A 21,051-nucleotide genomic window follows, 5' to 3' on the forward strand; every position below is an offset into this window, starting at 1 on the left:
TGGCAGGTCTAAGTGCGATTCAAACTCAGGGTTAAGCTGCTTAGTAATTTTTGCAGCCATCCAGCTAGCAAACGCTTCGTTTAACCATAAGTCGTTCCACCATTTCATGGTTACTAAATTACCGTACCATTGGTGAGCAAGTTCATGAGCAATAATTGATACATTACGCTGTTTTTTACTGCGTGTTGCTGCAGCTAAATCAACTAATAAAATATCTTCTCGGTAGGTTACTAAGCCTGAGTTTTCCATTGCGCCAAATGGAAACTCTGGTACCGCTACTGAGTCTAATTTTTTGTAAACGTAAGGAATACCAAAATACGCTTCAAGTGCGCCCAGTACTTTTGGCATGTTTTCTTTTGCGTATTGGGCTAAGTGAATTTTACCTTGAGGGGTAATTACACGACCAGGAATTGGCATGCCTTTAATATCTAATTCTTCAAATGGGCCAACAGCCATCGCGACTAAGTATGAAGGAATTGGCGGCGTTTTATCAAAAAAGTGTGTGGTCATATCGCCATCAACCGTTGTTTTTAGTTCTGGCGTATTTGAATATACTTTTTGTGATGTAGGTGCAGTAATCGTTAACTGAAATGGAATTTTGTAACTTGGCTCATCAAAAACAGGAAATGCACGGCGTGCATCACTCATTTCAAATTGAGTAAATAAATAAGGTGTGCCTTGGTCTAACGTTTTGTATAAACCAACGCTTTGACGATTATATGGCGCTGAAAAATCAACTTTAAGGGTGTATTTACCTGGTTGGATTTGCTCATCACAGCTAAATTTAACTTTACCTGTTTTAAGCATTTCGTTGTTTAAGTCACAGTTTTCGTCGCCAAGCAGTTGCGCCATTTTAACAGCGTAAGCTACGCCATTTAATTCAATGTATTTTGTTGGTTTTAGTACTTCTAGGGAAATCTCAGTTATCCCTGTGAATGTATCTTGGCTCGGATCGAGTGTTAACGATACCTGTTGAGAACTTGGTTTTGCGAGTTTTTCAATAACGAATTCGTTAGCGTTTGCAGCACCCATTGCCAAAGCAACGCTCACTGTTAAGAGGCTTTTAAGAAACATAGTGATCCCTAGATTGTTGTTGTTAGAAACTACCCTAAATAGGCTTTTTTATGCTCATATTATTAGGGGGTCAGATATCCTAACAGTTTTTTTTAATAGAGTAATTGATTATAACGATGACTTTAAGGGGAAATAGTAACAAAGTTTGTCAGTGGCTTTCGCGTGTTATAAAACGCTGCCAATGCAGGTGTGAGTTAATTATACGTATTTTTTGGATCACGTTATTTAATAAAAGCACGTCCTTAAATTCATTATGTGGGTATTCGTTAAATCCCATGAGGTAATTAAAGGCGTCTTTAGAGTTGGCTTGCAGAGCATGTATACGCACTTGTTGCTCAAAGTTAAGACGAAGGCTGCTTATTGCTGTTTTCATACCGAGTTGATCAACGTTTGGTATATCACACTTTTGTAAATAGCCGGCTCGCTCACCTTCACCTGAAAACCAAATACGGACTTTTTCACTGTATCTGCCAGTTTTAGCGGGTAAGTCGAACATTAATCGTTGTTGATTTTGTGATTTCATGAATGCTAAGTATTCATTAAACCCGGCATCTATAAGTGCCTGATGCACTGGAACTAAGCGAGGTTTTATCTTACCGTGAGTATGAAAATTAAAACATAAGACATCTTTTTCAAGAGACAGATCATCAAGCGTTAGATAGCCAATTTCATCGCTATATGCACCACTGTAATATGCAATTAGAGGAAGCCAAAAATGCCAGTGTTTTGGTTGCTCACGTGCAACTTTAAAATCACCGTATATATATCCATTATAAAGAGTGTGCAGTTCCATGGCTGAAAAGGGCCGGCGACCAAGATGGGTTTTCAACGTAATACCTTGAAAATAATGATGTGTTTTATTTTATACCCAACTAGCAGTAGATGCTAGTCGGGTTTTATTCGCTCTTAAAATAAAGCGTATAAAGTATTACTCACTTAAAGCGCGAGCTAAACCAGTAGGTTCAATCTCTGTACATACTTGGTCATCATTCCAGTTAATGCCAACAAGTGCGTTATCTTCATTTAAATCTTCAACCCATGCATCTAAAAATTCATCAAGATTTATTTCTACAGGGCTGTAGTCTTTCCACTCTTCTTTACATTGCGCTTTAGCTGCTTCTTCACTTTCCCAAAGCAGTAGTACGTCAGTTTCGTCAAATTGGTTAGAATCGCACACTACAAAGCCATTATCTTCTGCACCAAGTGCCCAAATTACTTCGCTAACACGTACTTTTTCTACAAAGTTAACTAGTTGTGATTCAATTTCGATATCGCTCATGTGTTTACCTTTTTAAATTAGTGACGAGGATTAGTATCTATTGCTGCTTGACGCTTGCCATATTGCTTATGAAAAGCAACAAGCTCTGAATACTGACTAAAGTCAGTTAATTCACGAAAGCAAATCCAATCAAGCAGGCAGTATAAACTGATGTTGAGGTATTCACAGCTTTTAAATTCTTCATCGCTTAAATGGGTATTTAAAAAGCTTAATGTTTGTTCAATTCGTTCGTTTTGCAAATTAAAAAAGAGTTTATCGCTTTTGGTGTCAAATCCAGAGCGTTCACATAGCAGCATTTCTACTAGCGAATCGTTACAAGCATTTATAGTCGTAAGTAAGTGCTCTTGCGGCCACGTTAGTTTTGGTTGTCCTGTTTTTTCAAGTAAATAGCGCAATATAGAATTAGAGTCACTAAGTGTTAAGTCGCCATCTACCAGAATGGGAATCTTTCGAGCTGGATTTTTACTGGCCATAGTAGGGCGATCTTGCTCAGAAAATATATCAAGACTCACAAGCTCTAGTTTACAGTTGTTTTGTTGTGCCCAAATTCTAATTCGGCGCACGTAAGGTGAAGGTACAGAACCAATTAATTGCATAATTACTCCATAAAAAAGCCGCATAAGCGGCTTTTATAAAACGTTACTTACGATACAGTTAAATTTATTCTGAACGGCTAGTAACTTCAAGTAAATGATAACCAAATTGAGTTTGCACAGGGCCTTGTACTTGGTTAATTGGAGCTGAAAACACAACTTTATCAAACTCTGGAACCATCATACCAGGACCAAACTCACCAAGAGCACCGCCATCTTGACCTGATGGGCAGTTTGAATGCGCTTTGGCTAATTCAGCAAAGTCTTCGCCTTGCTCAATTTTTGTTTTTAAGTCTAAGCATTGTGCTTCACTGTCTACAAGTATATGTCGTGCGCTTGCTACTGTCATAAAATCTCCCGAGTATAGTGTGGTGTTTTTTTAACCGAATTAAAATATCATTCTAGTTAGTTTCAACTAATTGTACCAGTATAAACTTATTTATCAGAAAGCACAGTTTCAATTGCAGCAATCATTTGTTCTGAATCAGGTGCTGCTTTGCTGTTAAACCGTAAAACCGTCTCACGATCAGCAGACACTAAGTACTTATAAAAGTTCCAATTTGGAGAGCTAGTTTGCTCATTCAAATATTTAAAAATTGGATTCGCTTCGCTACCACGAACTTCGCTTGTAGCAAACATAGGAAAGGTTACACCATAATTTACAAAGCATACTTTTGCAGTTTCTTTTTCACTATCCTCTTCTTGAAAAAAATCATCAGAAGGGAACCCTAATACGACTAAACCTTGTTCTTTGTATCGCTGATATAGCGCTTCAAGGCCTTTAAATTGGGGTGTAAAACCGCAGTTGCTTGCCGTGTTTACTATTAATAAAGGCTTATTTTTAAATTGGCATAAATTAATAGATTCTTTTGAGCGCAGCTTTCGAATATCGACATTGGTAAAATCTTGACAGTCTTGGGTAGAGGTTTGGTTTATAGTTGATGATGTTTCAGCGTGGAGTGGGGCATTAATAAATAAAGCCATTAATCCTATTATAATTTTTTTTAGCATTACATTACCTAAACTTTTCAATTGTTTGATTGGATAATCATACGCTAATATGAAACAAATTGATCAACCTTTGAATGACCTATGACAACCCGTTTAGCAACTATTGATGATCTTAGTGAAATTGTAGCCATTTATAACGAAACCATTGCAGGGCGAATGGTAACTGCAGATACGCAAGAAGTGAGCGTTGACGAAAAGCGTGACTGGTTTAATAGCCACAACGATAAAAGGCCTATTTACGTTTACTGCGAAAATAACCAAGTACTTGCTTGGGTAAGTTATAAATCGTTTTATGGGCGCCCAGCTTACGACGGCACAGTAGAAATGAGCATTTACATTACCAGTAAAGCGCAAGGTAAAGGGCTTGGTAAAAAGCTAATGATATTTGCTCAAACACAAGCTAAGCAATTAAATATTAAAGTATTACTCGGCTTTATTTTTAGTCATAACTTACCGAGTGTTAAATTGTTTAAGCATTTTGATTTTGCAATATGGGGTGAGTTGCCAAGCGTTGCCATAATGGATGATAAGGCGTATAGCCTTACTATTTTTGGAAAACATCTGGAATAAATTATTTTTCATAATGTTGTAATATTTTTTTACAAAATAAGACGAAGGGTTTATGCCAATTAAATAAAAATAGACTACGCTGTTGGGATATTAAGTTTATTAATTTAAAGTGTGGCTTGATGATTCGAAAAATATTAATTATTGATAGTAGCAGTGTCATCGCAATGCGTGTGAAAGTGCTTTTAGAATTAATAGGGGGTGAGGTCGAATTAATTCATTTCAGCATGCTAGACATGTATACCAATATAGGCGATTACGACTTAGTTGTTGTTGCCCATGGTGTGCCTGTTGATTCTATAAAACCGCTTGTAAGCGAAGTAGCGCAAGAGCGCTTTATGCTGCTTGCGCCAAAAGCACAAAGCGGTGAACAACTAACTGCGTTTAGCGAGCTAAATCATATTGCGCCTGACGCAACCGTGGTCTACCCATTTTTTTCTAATAAAGAAATTACTTCTCTTTTAGAGAGCCTATTAGAATTAGGCTCTAACCATATTTTGCAATTACCTACTATTTTACTTGTCGATCATGTTCCTGAACGTCTCGAAAAAATGAAAAATAGTTTGATCGGTGCTCATATCGAGACTCATACTGCAACAACCTCCGCAGAAGCTTTAGAAATTAGTAAAGAAAAGCAAATAGATATACTGATAAGCGATTTTATTTTAGATGACGGAACAGGTTTAGGAATTTTTTCAAATTTAAAAGTAACCCAACCACATTGCCGTTGCTTATTATTTACCTCACGCCCTGATCAAGTTTCAATGATCGACGCAATTCGTCAAGGCGTAGAAGATGTACTTATTAAACCTTTAAACGATAGCTCACTATTACAATCAATACATAAATTATGGCAAACAGAGTTATTAAAACGTCATAACGCAGAGCTTGTAGAAAGGCTACAAGATACGGTTGATGCCCTAATTGAAAAAGACAGCCTACTTCAGGTTATTTATAAACATACGCCCGATGCAATTATGTTGTTTGAGAAATGCGGTAGAGTGATAGAAGCTAATGATGCTTGTTTAAAACTATTTAACTTACCGTTTAACGAACTAGAAGGTAAATCAGTATTTAGCTTTTTAGATGATGATTCAACATTAGGTATTAAAAATAAAATATCGACATTAAATAGTAATCGCCAATTTAGTTGCGACTTACGTTTATCTAAAACAGCTGGGGGCTATATACCGCTAGTGGGATCTTTTAATGAGATAGATCACCATGGCGAAATAGCACTTGCCGTAATATTTAAAAATGTAACCCACCTTAAGCAAAAAGAAGATTTACTACTTGAAGCAAAAGATATCCTTGAAGAGCAAGTAAGAGCGCGTACTTCACAACTCGAGCACGCTAAAAATGTGGCTGAAGCTGCAAATTTAAGTAAATCAGAATTTTTAGCAAATATGTCGCATGAACTTCGAACCCCTATGCATTCGATTTTAAGTTTTTCACGTTTTGGTTTAAGCAAATTAGATGCTGGAGATTTTGCAAAAGAAAAACTCATTAAATACCTATCTCGCATAGAGAGTAGTGGCGAGCGTTTACTGTCATTACTGAATAATTTACTCGATCTATCTAAGTTAGATGTGGGTAAGTTTCCATTTAATCCTCGTCCGTATAATCTAGCTAACATCATTAAAACAAGTATTGATGATGTATCTGGTACGGCAATGGAAAAAGAAATTGAGATTGTATTTACCGCACAGCTATTACCTGTAATTGCGCAATGTGATGAAGAGCAAATAAACCAGCTACTTCGAAACGTATTGGGTAATGCACTTAAATTTAGTGAACCAAAAAGTAAAATACAGGTAAATTTAGAGTCAGATAATAAACTTGCCACCATAAAGGTTACCGATAATGGGGTCGGTATACCAGAAGATGAACTAGAGCATATTTTTACTAAGTTTGTACAAAGCAGTAAAACAAATAGCGGTGCTGGTGGTACAGGGCTCGGTCTTGCTTTGTGTCGAGAGTTTGTATCTTTACACCAAGGTGAGATCACTGCACGTAACAACGAAAATGGTGGTGCAACTATATCTATACAAGTGCCATTAGAAATAAACTTAGACGAGCATTTAGCTGAAGAACAGTTAATACAACACACTAATTAATTGTTTTTTGGCATACCAAGTAACTTTTTAAAGAGTTTGAATGGATGATAAATTATGGCCTTAACTAAAATACTTGCCGTTGATGACGAACCCTTTAACCTAGAAATTATAGAGGAAATTTTAGAGGAGCTTGATTTTGAATTACAAGTAGCAACAAGTGGTCCTGAGTGTTTAAACATGGTTGAAGGTTATATGCCTCAGGTTATATTACTCGACGTAAGTATGCCGCAAATGAACGGCTATGAAGTATGTAAAGCACTTAAAGCAAATCCAAATACCGCACACATTATTGTTATGTTTGTGTCTGCTCGCGGTACTGTTGAAGAACGCATGGAAGGCTATTCTGTTGGCGCAGAAGATTATATTGTAAAACCTTTTGGCCATGACGAACTTAAATCTAAGCTTAAAAATTTAAATCAAGTACTCGTTGAAAAGCAAAGCCTAGAAAAGCAAGTTGAAGATGCAACATCAACTGCATTTAATGCAATGGCCAATAGCAGTGAAATGGGGCAAATAGTTAACTACGTTGAAAACATAGGCTTTATTAACGATCCTCAAGAGCTAGGTAAAGCGCTTGTAGATTGCCTTCAGTCTTTCGATTTACAAAGCAATGTAGAATTTAGAGAAAATAATGAAATTAGCCACTTTGCGCTAAACGGCGTGTGTTCACCTATTGTGGTGGAGCTATTTGAAATGCTGAAAAACAAAGGGCGCTTACATGAGTTTTCGCACCGAATTTTAGTTAACTATGAATTGATTAGCTTACTCATTTTAAATATGCCCGATCATGACCCTGATAAGCATGGTCGTATACGCGACCACGTATGTTTTATTGTCAGTGTTACCGAGCAGCAGCTACGCGCCATCATGACCAAGAAAATGCTTGAATCACAACGAGCGAAACTTAATGCCGTAGCAAGTACTGTTCATAGTAAGTTTCATAGCTTAATTAGCTTGTTGAATGAAAACCGTCAAAACAACGAAAAAGTGTTTAAACAGTTACAAGAAGAGCTCGAAGAACGTATCCCATCAATGGGACTGGATGAAGATCAGGAGGTGTTTATTTATAAAAAAGTAGATGAAACTATCCAAAACTCAGTAGCAAGAGAAGAGTCTGTTAAACAAGTCAAAGCAGCTTTTGCTGAAATTGAGCAAGACCTGTCATTGCTTTTAAAGAGCTAAATATAATTAATTAAATAATGTTACTTTAAGGCTTACTCCAACTGCATTATGCATCTCTGGGTAAGCCTTTTTCTACGATTCTGATTAACCTAGCCGTTTTACGAGTTTGTAATCGTTGTTTATCGTTTTGTTGAGCAAGCGCCCATTCAATATGTTCTAAAACAAGCTCGCTGGATATTTGGCTTTTATCTTGTAAAGCATGAATAATAGCCGGGCTAAACTCTGCATTACCTAAACCGACCGCTATATTACGTAACCAACGTTCGTGACCTATACGGCGAATAGGGCTGCCTTCGGTATTTTTTAAAAATGTAGGCTCATCCCAAGCAAATAGCTCAAGTAAATCTTTATTTTTTAATTGAGTACGGGGATGAAAGTCATTTTCATCCGTTATTTGTCCATAACGATTCCAAGGGCATACCAACTGGCAATCATCACAACCATAGATACGGTTGCCTAATAAAGTTCGGTATTGTTCGGGTATGGGGCCTTGGTGTTCTATCGTTAAGTACGATATGCATTTACGTGCATCAACAACGTAAGGCTCTACAATTGCACCTGTTGGGCAAAGAGTAATACAAGCAACACATTTTCCGCAGCCTTCAAACGTGTTCTCTGCATCTATTGGTAGAGGTAAATCAATAAATAGCTCGCCTAAAAAAAACCACGATCCTGCTTCTTGATTAATCAATAACGAATGCTTACCACGCCACCCTAAACCGGCTTTTTCTGCAAGTTGACGCTCAAGTACCGGGGCTGAATCTACAAATGGCCTAAAGCCATATTCGCCAATTTCTTGCTCTATTTTTTGGCCAAGTTTTTTTAAACGATTACGCATTAATTTATGGTAATCACGACCCAGTGCATAACGACTTATATAGGCTTTTTCTTTATTTTTTAAGGTTTTTGCAAAGCCAGCATCGGGAGGGAGATAATTCATTTTTACGGATATAACACGCTGTGTACCTGGTACTAATTCAGCAGGGCGAGCGCGTTTCATGCCGTGAGCAGCCATATAATCCATCGAGCCGTGGTAGCCAGCATCAAGCCAGCGTTGCAATTGGGCTTCGTGCTTAGATAGGTCAATATCAGTAATACCTACTTCGCTAAAACCAAGCTCTTGCCCCCAGGTTTTTATTTGTAGGGCTAATTTTTCATAGTCTGGGGTAGGGTTGCTCACACACTTCACACACTTAAATTAATAGCTGCGTAATTTACCATATTTCTCTGAGCCCGAAAACGCTTCTTAGCGCACGAAGCGCTTTAACTGTTGTTGGGTCTGTAAGCTTAACTGTTGAGATTGCTCGCTATCGGCTAATGCCGTATCTATTTGCTGTTTAGCTTGCTCACCTAAAGCTACTATTTGCTCTACCGATTGGTGAGTATTAGTTTGAGTGCCCTCAAGCATATGTACAGCACTGGCTATTTGTTGTAGTTGTTGTTGGTTGTGCTCAAACTCACTAAGCATTTTTGTAAAACCCTCGGAGGTTGCACTAATTGAGCTTTGTGCATTATTGGAGTGAGTCATTAATTGCTCTGACTCTTTATTTGTCTCGTTTACCAAATCATTCATCTGATTTATAAAGTCGCTTATTTGCCTAGTTGCGCCACTTACCTTTATTGAAAGTGTGCGTACTTCGTCTGCAACTACGGCAAATCCTCTGCCAGCTTCACCCGCTCTAGCTGCTTCTATTGCGGCGTTAAGGGCTAACAAATTAGTTTGATCAGAAAACTCTTCAACCATTTTTAAAATACTACGAATGTTTTCACTGTTCTCTTTCAGTCCCGCAATTGTATTTGAAAAGCTACCTAGCATATTAGTAATAAGTTTAACCTGCTTTACTAAAGCAGCGAGCTCTGATGCAGATAGTTTTACAAAGTTAAGGTGTTCATTATTAACGTTATGCACGCTATCTGTATTATTTACTATGTTTTGTAAGCTTTGGGTTATTTGCATACTGGCATTAATAATACTGTGGCTTAACTGTATTTGTTGCTCGCTTGATTGCTCAGTATTTTTCATCGATTCAGTGACTTGTATATTACTGTGTGCACTAGCTTGAGCACTGTTATATGTTGTGCTGAGCAACTCACTTAAATGGGCAGTAAATATATTATATTGTGTACTTAAATCTTTAAATTCGTCATACGAAAAGTGGGGAAGTTTTGCTGCTAAATTTGCATCTTGTTGGTTTATTTTTATCAAAGTATCGCGCATAGCAGTAACAGGGCGAACAATTAAAAAACGCATATAAAAAAGAGTAAAAATAAAACCAGATATAATCACAAGCGTAAGCAGCCAAAATAGCCCTGTACTTTGCTGTTGTTCGCTTAAACTCTGATGCAGCCAAAATAACGTAATTGCTTGGAACAATAATACAAAACTTAAATTACCGACTATTTTACGGGTTAACGTAAAAAAGAATGTTTGCTCTATATAGTTATAAATTTTCATGAAACCACTCATTATGCTCAAGCCCTACGATTGTTATTTAAGTGAGGGGAATGTAAGTTAGCCTTTTTGTAACGACAACAAGTAAGCTTTGGTTCGCGCTGGGTAATTTGTAAAAATTCCGTCTATGCCATACTCAAGCATTAGCGCTATATCTTCTTCCCTATCGACTGTATAAGCATAAATCTTTAGGCCTCTTTTTTTTGCATCCTCTGCAAAGGCCTTATTTATAAAGGTTTTATCTGCATGTACGCTATAAGCGTTTAAATCACTAGCAAACTTTGCATAGTTAATTGGAATAGAAGAAGTAAGGGCGCCTATTTTAAGCCATGGTAGCTTGTTTTTAAGCCACTGTAGTTGATGATGATCAAACGATGATACTAAAATATTGGTTTTCGATATTTTTTTAGCTTCAATGTTTTGTTCTAATTGAGCCACAAACCTTTCTAGTGCAAACGTGTGTTTAAGCTCAATATTTAATAAAGATTTATTGTTATTCCAATCAAACAGCTGCTGAAGAGTAGGAATTTTTTCACCATTTCCAGCATCAAGCTTAGAGAGCTCATGAGCGGTAAAGTTACTCACCCTGCCTTTACCGCTGGTGGTTCTATCAAGCCATGAATCGTGTATTACCATGTAATCATCGAAGGAACTTTGAATATCTACTTCAATACCATCAACACCTACTTTTAACGCTTCTAAAATAGCGCTTTTGGTGTTTTCAGGAAAATCCCCACTGGCACCACGGTGTGCAAATACTTTCATTGTCGAGCCTTTTTAGTGATTGACCACGTTTCAAAACAAGCGGCACTCACTATGAGTGCTCCACCAACTAACGTCATAACAGTAGGACGTTCATGAATAATTACTATAGCCAGTATGGTGCCATAAAGTGGCTGCAAGCAAGAAATTAACCCCGCAGTTGCCGCTGATAAATGCTTTAAACTTGCTGCAAATAACGAGTGCGGTGTAGCTGTAAATATAACACCCGCTACAGCAATTAAAATCAGGTCATGATTACTAACCTCATACACTGGTACTTCTATAAATGCACACAACATAATGCTTGCCACTAAGGTTTGATAAAACATCGTTTGCGGCCCGCCATATTGGCTAAAGTAGCGCTTATGAGTAATGTTTCTGATTGAAAAAAACAATGCCGATATAACACCTGTTATTACACCTAGGGTTACATCATCGCCTAAATTTGCACTTGGGACTAACAGGTAAATACCTAAAACAACCACCGCCGCACTTATTATATCTTTTGCTTTTGGCCTACTTTTATTAAATAAGGGTTCTAAAAACACCGTCATTACGGGATAGCTAAAAAATGCGAGCATTCCAATAGTTATACCGGCCATTTGCATACCAGCAAAATAGGTAACCCAGTGAATACCCACCGCAACACCTAAAAATAATGCAATAAGATAGTCTTTAGGTTTGTTGAGTTTAATTTGTTTTTTTTGAAAATAAAGCATGGCTAAAATAGCCATTCCTGCAATTGCAGTTCTGTAAACGGTAATATCTAAAGCATTTAAACCAATAAGTTTGGCAAATAGAGCGGTCCCGCCAAAAAGTAATACCGCTATGTGTAAATAAATTAAACTTTGTTGCTGAGGCTGCATTTAGTTTCCTTGTTGTACTTTTTGAATATATTAACATTGCTTAAAAATTCTTAAGATGAATTTTTTCCGCATGACAAAAGTCATTAAAGTTGATGACACTTCACACTCTTATTATTTTTGTACGCGGGCATAGTTACCTTACTCAACAGGAGATAATTATGAATTCTTTAATTTTAATCAGCTTAACTATTAATGAAGTGCTAGAGGCGTTAAGTTTTACGGTTACGTACGCAGATTGCTTTATGCTGGTATGCATTTTTATGTTATTTATATTTATTAATAAAAATAGTGCTATAAGTAAAAATAATATGCCTGAGGTATTAGTATGAGCTCGTTAAGCAGCTTTTCTCAACAAAGCGATAAAGGTTTTTGGAAATATGGACATTTAATTTTTACCGGCTTTTATTTACTCCCGCTAATAATTAATTTTGCGAGCTTTACCGTTAACCAAATTGTTATGTCTTTAGCCTTCTATGTTGCTTTTATTCTTTTGTATATAAAAGCAATAAACTGTAAAAGTGCAGGGGTGACTAAGTTATTTTTAGCCATGCTCTTAATTTGTTTTTGCGCTACTTTTTACACCACAGGTACGCCTACTTTATTTGGTTTCGTAGCCTATATAGCAGGCTACTCTTACAGCTCCCGTCAAAGAATTTATGCTGCGATCGCAATTATATTCACGGTTTTATTAAGCACATATATTGGTGATATAGGTAAGGTTCAATACTTTTTAGGCGTTGCTTTGATTCTATGCGCCACATTATTTAGTTACGGTATTGCAGCAAAAAGAGAAAGCTTATACAAAAAGCGCGAACAAGAAAGCGCTAACCAACTAGAGCAATTAGCAGCTATTGCAGAGCGAGAACGAATAGCTCGCGACTTACATGATATTTTAGGCCATTCACTTTCATCTATTGCTCTAAAGGCTGAGCTTGCTAATAAATTAAACCAAGGAGAGCGCTACGCTCAAGCAAATAGCGAAATTGCACAAGTGGCCGATTTGGCAAGGCAGTTACTTAGCGATGTAAGAAGCGCCGTAAGTGATTTAAAACAGCTTAATCTTGTCAGCCAAGTAGCACAGTTAAAGCAAAGGTTAATAGAGCAAGGATTTAACGTTTCATTTAATGTGGTTTTAAATGCTCTGCCCGCTAAAGTAGGGGGTATAGCAGGCCTTGTAATTAAAGAGGCAGTTACTAACTTATTACGCCATAGCAATACAAAAAATTGCGAAATAAATATAGAACAAACAGCGCAGCAGTTACTTATAACCGTAATTGACCATGGTCCGTGCAGTACATTGAATTCGGGCAATGGCCTAAATGGTATTAAAGAGCGAGCAGAGCAACTAAATGGCAGTGCAGTATTTGCCTGTGGCGATAATTTTACTTTAAAGTAGTGCTGCCAATTACAGCTAAGAATTTATAATGATCAGAGTATATTTAGTGGAAGATCAGGCGCTTGTACGCGACGCAGTAGCAGCATTGTTAGGGCTTGATTTTAATATTGAGATTATTGGTCAAGCAAGTAACGGGCAAGATGCACTTAATGCAATTGAGGCGCTTGATAGTGATTTGCATCCCGATATAATTTTAACCGATATAGAAATGCCAACCATGAATGGTATAGAGCTTAGCGAAAAAATAGCCGCTAAATTTCCTGCTATAAAAATGGTTATTATGACTACATTTTCTCGTGCGGGTTATATTAGGCGAGCGCTTACGACTGGCGTAAAAGGTTTTATTTTAAAAGAAGCACCAAGTGAAGAGTTGATAAATGCGCTTAAAAAAGTAATGCAGGGACAAAAGGTAATTGACCCAGAGCTTGCTATTAATGCATTAGACGACGCAGATCCACTTACCGACAAAGAACGAAAAGCCCTTAAACTTGCAAGCGATGGCCTTAAAACAAGCGACATAGCCAAGCAGCTATTTATTAGCGAAGGGACTACGCGTAACTACCTATCGGACGCCATTGCAAAATTAAACGCCACTAACCGCATAGATGCTGCGCGTATAGCTAAACAAAAAGGGTGGCTTTAATTAGTGGGTTTATAAATTATAAGCAAAGTATTACTATGATATGTAAAAGTAACGAACAGCGCTTAAAATTGGCTTAAAAAGCGCTAAAAGAGGTTTTAATGGCAAATTTAATAGAACTAACAACTAAAAATAATATCGCTATACTCACCATGAATACTGCTGAAAACCGCCACAACCCAGCGTTTTTGGCTGAGTTTAATTTACACCTAGACCACATTGAAGCTGAACAAAATATTAAGTCAGTTATTTTAACGTCTTCAAGTGATAAAAACTGGTCATTGGGTATCGACCTTCAATGGATGTCTAATCCAAGTATTTTACCTGCAGCAATTTCTGACTTTATGATTCAAATAAGTGACTTATTTAAACGTATAGTTACTTTTCCTATGCCTATTATTGCTGCGTTAAACGGGCATACCTATGGTAATGGTTCTGTACTTGCGTGTGCGTGCGACTTTAGATTTATGAAATCAGACAAAGGCTTTTTTTGTTTTCCTGAAGTGGATGTAATGGTGCCATTTGTTCCGTCGATGTTTCCTATAATTAATAAGGCAATTTCGCAAACTTTCTTTAATCGTCTAGCTATGTCAGGAGAGCGGGTTGGTGCAGAGCAGTTGCTAGAGAACAAAGTAGTTGAAGCTGTGTTTGCAAATAACGACGAACTACAAGCGGGTGTACTTGAGTTTGCCCAGCAATTTAATAAAAATCGTTGGATTTACGCTCAAAATAAAATACAAATGAATAAGCAGATTTTACTTACAATGAAAGAAGAAGATCCAAGCTTTATTGATAATATAAGTAAACTGCTGTGGAAAAACCTACAAAAAAAATAGTATAGATTTTAGCATTGCTACGAGATGACTAAACACTTTGCAGTTAAGGGGTCGTTAAGCCCCATTGCGCTAGATTTTTAAACTATACAGCAAGGTAAACAGCAAGGTAAAAGTGCTTTCTTAAAAGTTTAATAGCTTTTACCTGTCTCATTATAACTATATGGGTTAAAATACCTACATAACCAACTAACAAGATAGTGAATGTCAAACCAAGATCCAAATCTCAGTCGAGAACAAGAAAAGTACGAAAACCCAGTCCCTAGTCGTGAGTTTATACTTACTCACCTTCAAGAGCGTTCAAAGCCTGCTAACTACGCGCAATTATGTGAAGAACTAGCAGTAAACGATGACGAACGCCAAATAGCATTTAAACGCCGCCTTCGTGCTATGGAGCGTGACGGACAGCTGTATTTCAATAAATTTAAATGCTACGCCCTAATTGACGAAGCCGGTTTAACCAAAGGCAAAGTAATAGGCCACAGAGACGGTTTCGGCTTTTTAGAAGTTGAAGGCGAGAGTAAAGATTGGTTTATTGCTAAGCACCAAATGAATATGGTGTTACATGGCGACATTGTACTAGCTAAAGGGACTAAACGTGGTTCTGGCTCAAAATGCGATGCACGTATTATAAAAGTGCTTACTAACGAGCGCGCGCCAATTGTTGGCCGTTACTTTGTTGAGCACGGTGTTGCAGTGGTAGTCGCTGAAGACCCGCGCATAACGCAAGATATAATGATTTTACCAGGCAACGAAAACGGTGCCCGCCATAACCAAATGGTGCAGGTTAAAATTACGCAAAACCCAAGCCGTAACATGAACGCGGTAGGTAAAGTTATAGATGTACTTGGTGAGCATTTAGCCCCAGGTATGGAAATTGAAGTTGCACTGCGCAATCACGATATTCCACATGTATGGCCAGAAGAAGTTGAAGCACAAGTTGCTCATCTAGGTGAATTTGTTGAAGAAGCTGACAAACAAGGTCGCGTAGATTTACGTGATTTACCACTTGTAACTATTGATGGCGAAGATGCACGCGACTTTGATGACGCCGTATATTGTGAACCTAAAAAATCAGGTGGCTGGCGCTTATGGGTTGCTATTGCCGATGTATCGCATTACGTAGGAATGAACACGCCGCTTAACAAAGAAGCAATTTTGCGTGGTAACTCAGTGTATTTTCCTGAGCAAGTAATTCCGATGCTACCAAAAGTGCTTTCTAACGGATTATGTTCACTTAATCCAAAAGTAGATCGCTTATGTATGGTTGCCGAAATGACCGTGTCGAGCGCGGGTAAACTTTCGGGTTATAAGTTTTACGAAGCGATAATGAACTCGCATGCACGTTTAACTTACACCAAAGTAAATGCCATTTTACAAAACGACGAAAAACTACGCGAAGAATACTCAGCCGTTGTGCCACATTTAACTGATTTACAGCAAATGTACATGGCACTTAAAGCAGCACGCCAAGACCGTGGTGCCATAGAGTTTGAAACCCTAGAAACACGTTTTGTATTTAACGCTCAGCGTAAAATAGAATCAATAGTGCCTGTTATTCGTAACGACGCGCACAAACTCATTGAAGAATGTATGATTTTAGCCAACGTATCAGCGGCTAAAATTCTTGAAAAGCATGAAGCGAGTGCGCTTTATCGTGTGCATGACGAACCAGATCAAGAAAAACTAGGCAATTTTACTAAGTTTTTAGGCGAGTTAGGTATTGAAAGTACATTAAGCGACGAGCCAACACCAAAAGAAATAACGCAAGTATTAGCGCGACTAGGTGACCGCCCAGAAGCTGAACTTATTCAAACTATGTTACTGCGTTCAATGAAACAAGCTGTATATCAGCCAGATAACATTGGTCACTTTGGTTTAGCGTTATCTGCTTACGCGCATTTTACATCGCCAATACGTCGTTACCCAGATTTAGTAGTGCATCGTGCTATTAAAGCAGTAATAAAAGCACAAGGTCAGCAAACGTCTGGCGAATACGCTTATACCGACGATGAAGTTGATCAACTAGGTGAGCAGTGTTCTACAACAGAGCGTCGTGCTGACGATGCAACTCGCGAAGTAGCTGATTGGCTTAAATGTGAGTTTATGCAAGACCATGTAGGTGAAGAGTTTGATGGTGTTATTTCATCGGTTACCAATTTTGGTTTGTTTATTCGTTTAGACGATTTACAAATTGATGGGCTTATTCACGTTACTAATTTAGGCGATGAGTTTTTTGCGCATGATGCTGCAAAACACACCCTAATAGGTGAGCACTCTCACAAAATTTATCGCCTTGGCGATAAAGTAACAGTAAAAGTTGCGTCGGTTAGTTTAGACGATCGCCGTATAAACTTAACGCTTAAAGGCGATGTTGCACAAGACAGGTACTCACGTCGTCGTGCACCAAAAAAAGGTTCAGGTAAGTCTGAGCATGCGCCAGCAAGTGTGCGTTCGCAATTAAAAGCAGGCAAAGTACCAGGTAAAAAGTCGCACAGCGATGACAAACCAAAAGGTAAAAAAAAGCCAGTAAATAAAGATAAAGGGAAGCCTGCAAATAAGTCTGCAACAAAACCTGTAGATAAAAAAGCAGCAGACTCTGCCGTAAAGAAAAAACCAAAGAAAAAGGCCGTTAAAAAGCCTAAAAGAGCAGGCAAAAATGCCCGCAAACGTACTAGCCCAGGAGCAGACAATACGTGAGTAATGAATTAATTTTTGGCTTTCATTCTGTTGAAGCAATTTTAGAAAGCGAACCAGAGCGCTTTGTAGAAATTTACGCCCTTAAAGGTCGTGACGACAAACGCTCAACTCCGATTATTGATGAAGCACGTAAATTTGGTATTTCAGTACAGTTTATGCAGCGTAAAGCCCTTGATAGCAAATCAAAAGGTGAGCAGCATCAAGGTATTATTGCTAACGTAAAAGCAGCGCCAACGTTTAATGAAAAAGATCTTGATGCGATAATCGCTCGTGAAGACACACCGTTTTTACTTGTGCTTGATGGTATTACCGATCCGCATAACTTAGGCGCATGCCTACGTAGTGCAGACGCGGCAGGTGTTCACGCTGTGATTGTACCTAAAGATAAATCGGCTAAGCTTAACGGTACTGCACGTAAAGTGGCCTGTGGTGCAGCCGAAACAGTACCGCTTATTCAAGTGACTAACCTTGCACGTACGCTTCGCGAAATTAAAGATGCAGGCGTATGGGTTGTAGGAACCGCTGGCGAAACTGATAATCACGTATTTGATGCAAGCTTAACAGGGCCAATGGCTATTGTTATGGGCGCAGAAGGCGAGGGCATGCGACGCTTAACGCGTGAGCATTGCGATATGCTCGTTAAAATCCCAATGGCGGGTACTGTTTCAAGCTTAAACGTATCGGTAGCCACGGGTATTTGTTTGTTTGAAGTATTACGCCAACGTAACGCAAATAACTAATATATAAAACGATAAGTTTTATGTATTAAAAAGCCGAGATTGAAATTCAATCTCGGCTTTTTTGTGTCTGTAATTTACGCTTTTAATTTTATATCAATTGATACTCTATTATAGCGATAGGAAAATAACTCTATAGCAAGACAAAAATAACGAAATATAGTTGTTCTTATATGAGTTATTTTTAACGCAGCTAGAGAGCTATTTAACTCGTTAGAATGAGTAAGTGTAGCCCATCTGCGTATTCCGGTGATGGTGAACACCGATTCCGGTTTTATCGTGAACACTTAAATTCCACGCATTGGGTTCATGACATTTTTAACCTAAGTGTTCACGATGGTCAATTTTAGATTGAATTTTTCTCATAGACTCCCCCTTTAATTTTATCCGATGAGCATTGTGCATTAGTCGATCTAAAATGGCATCGGCTAAGGTATTATCGCCGATGGATTGATGCCATTCTTCGGTGGGTAATTGACTGATGATGGCGGTTGATGAACTGCCGTGCCTATCATCCATGATCTCCATTAAGTCATTTCGTTGTGCCGCTTTAAGTGGCTCAAGCCCCCAATCATCTAAAACGAGTAAGTCGATCTTAGCGAGTGACTGTAACATTCGACTGTAAGTGCCATCTGCTTTGGCTTGTGTCAGCGCAAGCATCAACCTTGAGAGTCGGTAATATTTAACGCTGTAGCCTTTCATGCATCCTGTATGCGCAAGCGCACAAGTGATATAGGTTTTACCGCTACCGCAAGGGCCTGTGATGAGTAAGTTTTGTGATTTATTCAGCCAATCACATTGCAGTAGCGATGCCATCATCGATTGATTGAGACCTCGCGGGTGATGATAATCTATGTCTCTGGCGTTAGCGGCTAATTTAAGTTTTGCCGCTTTAAGTAAGCGTTGTTGTTTTCGGCTCTCTCGGTCTTGGGCTTCACTGTCTGCTAGCAGTTGTAGTCGCTCATCGAAGGACAACCCTTCATAAGTACTTGGTTGTTCTATTTGGCTCACTAAGGCGTTGGCCATACCACTGAGTTTGAGTTGACGAAGCTGAGTTATCGTTTGTTCTAACATAGAATTTCCTTACCTTAATGGAAGCTTTTAGGACCACGGATATTTTCATGGGATTGTGGCAATAACGTCGACGGCTCTTCTTGCGTTCGCGGCAATTTATCTTGGTTGCTACTGAGTATGTCTTTGATATGTTTTAACCGATATAAACTGTATTGATTGGCTATCGCACAGGCGTTATTGAGCCGATCGGCGGGATAGCTTCTTGATAGGTTGAGTAAGCCTAAGCACACACGATACGCTTGTTCTTCATGTTGTTTCTGTGCCAATTGTGCTTTCACCCAGAGCAAAACGTCATCTCCAATATCTTTCGCCCAATTCATTAAACGCCCTGGTGACCATTTATGATGCTTCTCATGCTTTACAGGCATGTGCTCGGATGTGGTGGTCATGCCCGGATGATATTTTCTCGGGTGACTGGTGATGCGTTTATGCTTGAAATAAGCCTCAATCAAGTTGTCTTTGGCATGAAGTTCAAGCTTTTCACCCACCAAGTGATGGGGTACCGAGTAAAGATGGTTATCATACTGAACGTGATAATCAATATTCACTTTGACGTGTTTAATATCCGTGAATTGATAAGCTAGTTTGGGCATGGGCGCGAGGGCGGGTTTGTCGATTGACTCGAACCATGATTGTCGTGTCCCACTCAGTTGCTTAAAGGGCTTATTATTGACCTCAAGCAGTAAGGCTTTGATGCAATGGTTTAGCTCAGCTAATGAGAAAAAGGTTTGGTGTCGTAACTTGGCGAGTATCCAGCGTTCAATGATTTGCACGCCCACTTCGGCCTTGGCTTTATCTTGTGGTTTTCTGGGACGAGCAGGCACAATCACGGTGCCATAATGCGCGGCCAATTGCTGATAACTCGGGTTAACATCAGGGTCGTAGCGACACGCTTTACTGACACCACTGCGTAAATTATCGGGGATAACCATGTCAGGTATACCGCCGATAAATTCAAATGCTCGCACGTGACTGCCGATCCAGTCGGGTAGACTTTGGCTCCAGGTTGCTTCACAAAATGTATAATTTGATGCGCCCATCACCGCCACGAATATCTGGGCGAACTTCACTTCACCCGTCGCATTACAAACAATGGGCATCGTTTGACCCGCATAATCGACAAAGAGTTTTTCTCCTGCTTTATGCACTTGTCGCATCGAACGTTTTTGCTTTTTAAGCCAGGTCATGTAGCGATCGCAGAACTGAGAATAGCTGTAACAACGATTCGGATATTGCTGAGTATATTCTTCCCAGAGTAAGTTCTTGGTGACGCCTTTGCCCGTTAATTCTTTTCGAATGGCTGGCCAATCTGGCACTTCAAATCGCTGGGATGGCCGAGTGTCGGCGCGAGGATAGAACTGACTAGCAAGCACAGAATCATCAAGCTCGTCGGGCAGTGGCCAACTTAACGATAAAGCTCTGGCTTTAGTGAGTAGTTTTTGAATACCACCGACACTGATCTTAGTGCTGGCACTTATTTTTCTGACACTGAGTTGGGCAGCAAAATGTAGCCTCAACACTTCTCGAATTTTACGCATTGTGATCCTCTTAGTCGCCATATCCCTTCCTCAGTAATACAAAAAGGAAATAGCTTAACAAAGTAATTAATAATCAATGCGTTGAAATTGTACTGGTTTGGTGTGAACACCGATTCCGGAAAATCAGTCAAAAGTGTTCACGATAAAACCGGAATGAGCGTTCACGCTAAAACCAGAACGGGTGTTCACGATGGGCCGGAATCACTGTTCACGATGCTCCGGAATATGCA

At 38.9% G+C, this 21,051-nt stretch carries 19 protein-coding genes and 1 pseudogene (1 of these 20 running past the window's edge); 8 read left to right on the forward strand and 12 right to left on the reverse strand.

The features are described 5' to 3' along the window. The 6 genes from L655_RS0119085 to L655_RS0119110 form a co-directional block, all read right to left on the reverse strand. Positions 1–1,074, reverse strand: the start of a protein-coding gene (locus L655_RS0119085; protein WP_024605974.1) for a M1 family metallopeptidase. It extends 1,428 nt beyond the left edge of the window; only the first 1,074 of its 2,502 coding nucleotides appear in the window; it begins with the start codon at positions 1,072–1,074; its stop codon lies off the left edge, out of view. A gap of 148 nt (positions 1,075–1,222) precedes the next feature. After that, on the reverse strand, positions 1,223–1,903 hold the full coding sequence (locus L655_RS0119090; protein ID WP_024605975.1) for a hypothetical protein: 681 nt from the start codon (positions 1,901–1,903) through the stop codon (positions 1,223–1,225). Positions 1,904–2,002: 99 nt separating this feature from the next. Continuing rightward, positions 2,003–2,353, reverse strand: coding sequence for a DUF2750 domain-containing protein (locus tag L655_RS0119095; RefSeq protein ID WP_002958007.1), 351 nt, complete (start codon positions 2,351–2,353; stop codon positions 2,003–2,005). A gap of 17 nt (positions 2,354–2,370) precedes the next feature. Beyond that, on the reverse strand, positions 2,371–2,949 hold the full coding sequence (locus tag L655_RS0119100) for a glutathione S-transferase family protein (RefSeq protein WP_024605976.1): 579 nt from the start codon (positions 2,947–2,949) through the stop codon (positions 2,371–2,373). Positions 2,950–3,013: 64 nt separating this feature from the next. Further along, positions 3,014–3,295, reverse strand: coding sequence for a peptidylprolyl isomerase (locus L655_RS0119105; RefSeq protein WP_002958009.1), 282 nt, complete (start codon positions 3,293–3,295; stop codon positions 3,014–3,016). A gap of 86 nt (positions 3,296–3,381) precedes the next feature. Further along, positions 3,382–3,957: a glutathione peroxidase gene (locus tag L655_RS0119110; RefSeq protein ID WP_024605977.1), complete on the reverse strand. Its 576-nt coding sequence runs from the start codon at positions 3,955–3,957 to the stop codon at positions 3,382–3,384. 81 nt (positions 3,958–4,038) lie between these two features. On the opposite strand from L655_RS0119110, the gene L655_RS0119115 reads away from it, so the two are divergent. From L655_RS0119115 to L655_RS0119125, 3 genes are all read left to right on the forward strand, one after another. Next, entirely contained in the window at positions 4,039–4,527 is a 489-nt protein-coding gene (locus L655_RS0119115; protein WP_024594637.1) for a GNAT family N-acetyltransferase, read from the forward strand. 119 nt (positions 4,528–4,646) lie between these two features. Further along, the gene (locus L655_RS0119120; protein ID WP_024605978.1) at positions 4,647–6,641 is read left to right on the forward strand and encodes an ATP-binding protein; all 1,995 of its coding nucleotides are present in this window, start codon (positions 4,647–4,649) and stop codon (positions 6,639–6,641) included. A 54-nt stretch (positions 6,642–6,695) separates the two neighbouring features. After that, a complete protein-coding gene (locus tag L655_RS0119125; RefSeq protein ID WP_024599306.1) occupies positions 6,696–7,823 on the forward strand; it encodes a response regulator in 1,128 nt (375 codons plus the stop codon). Between the two features lie 46 nt (positions 7,824–7,869). Here the strand turns inward: L655_RS0119125 and queG are convergent, their stop codons facing one another. The 4 genes from queG to L655_RS0119145 form a co-directional block, all read right to left on the reverse strand. Continuing rightward, a complete protein-coding gene (queG, locus tag L655_RS0119130; RefSeq protein ID WP_024599307.1) occupies positions 7,870–9,003 on the reverse strand; it encodes a tRNA epoxyqueuosine(34) reductase QueG in 1,134 nt (377 codons plus the stop codon). A gap of 66 nt (positions 9,004–9,069) precedes the next feature. Beyond that, positions 9,070–10,290 carry a methyl-accepting chemotaxis protein gene (locus tag L655_RS0119135; RefSeq protein WP_024605979.1) on the reverse strand — a complete coding sequence of 407 codons (1,221 nt, stop codon included), beginning with the start codon at positions 10,288–10,290 and terminating at the stop codon, positions 9,070–9,072. A 45-nt stretch (positions 10,291–10,335) separates the two neighbouring features. Beyond that, entirely contained in the window at positions 10,336–11,040 is a 705-nt protein-coding gene (locus L655_RS0119140) for a glycerophosphodiester phosphodiesterase family protein (protein WP_024599309.1), read from the reverse strand. Continuing rightward, positions 11,037–11,903 (reverse strand): DMT family transporter, encoded by an 867-nt coding sequence (locus tag L655_RS0119145; RefSeq protein WP_024594632.1) that lies wholly within the window; start codon positions 11,901–11,903, stop codon positions 11,037–11,039. The genes L655_RS0119140 and L655_RS0119145 overlap by 4 nt, the downstream gene beginning before the upstream one ends. 325 nt (positions 11,904–12,228) lie before the next feature. Between L655_RS0119145 and L655_RS01000000125895 the strand changes: the two are divergent. The 5 genes and pseudogenes from L655_RS01000000125895 to rlmB all read left to right on the forward strand — a co-directional run bounded on the left by L655_RS01000000125895 (position 12,229) and on the right by rlmB (position 18,212). After that, a pseudogene (locus L655_RS01000000125895) lies at positions 12,229–13,328 on the forward strand (histidine kinase). Continuing rightward, complete coding sequence (locus tag L655_RS0119160) at positions 13,328–13,942, forward strand: response regulator transcription factor (protein ID WP_024599310.1); 615 nt, start codon at positions 13,328–13,330, stop codon at positions 13,940–13,942. Before L655_RS01000000125895 ends, L655_RS0119160 begins: the two are co-directional and overlap by 1 nt. Positions 13,943–14,040: 98 nt before the next feature. After that, the gene (locus L655_RS0119165; protein ID WP_024599311.1) at positions 14,041–14,775 is read left to right on the forward strand and encodes an enoyl-CoA hydratase/isomerase family protein; all 735 of its coding nucleotides are present in this window, start codon (positions 14,041–14,043) and stop codon (positions 14,773–14,775) included. A gap of 201 nt (positions 14,776–14,976) precedes the next feature. After that, a complete protein-coding gene (gene rnr, locus L655_RS0119170; protein WP_024605980.1) occupies positions 14,977–17,472 on the forward strand; it encodes a ribonuclease R in 2,496 nt (831 codons plus the stop codon). Continuing rightward, complete coding sequence (rlmB, locus tag L655_RS0119175) at positions 17,469–18,212, forward strand: 23S rRNA (guanosine(2251)-2'-O)-methyltransferase RlmB (protein WP_002958023.1); 744 nt, start codon at positions 17,469–17,471, stop codon at positions 18,210–18,212. The genes rnr and rlmB overlap by 4 nt, the downstream gene beginning before the upstream one ends. A gap of 315 nt (positions 18,213–18,527) precedes the next feature. Here the strand turns inward: rlmB and istB are convergent, their stop codons facing one another. After that, positions 18,528–19,283, reverse strand: a complete 756-nt coding sequence (istB, locus tag L655_RS0119180; RefSeq protein ID WP_024603886.1) for an IS21-like element helper ATPase IstB — start codon at positions 19,281–19,283, stop codon at positions 18,528–18,530. Between the two features lie 14 nt (positions 19,284–19,297). Next, positions 19,298–20,842: an IS21 family transposase gene (istA, locus tag L655_RS0119185; protein ID WP_024600838.1), complete on the reverse strand. Its 1,545-nt coding sequence runs from the start codon at positions 20,840–20,842 to the stop codon at positions 19,298–19,300. Between the last annotated feature and the right edge of the window lie 209 nt (positions 20,843–21,051).

It is taken from the genome of Pseudoalteromonas sp. TAE79 (assembly GCF_000498015.1).
Classification (GTDB): Bacteria; Pseudomonadota; Gammaproteobacteria; order Enterobacterales; family Alteromonadaceae; genus Pseudoalteromonas.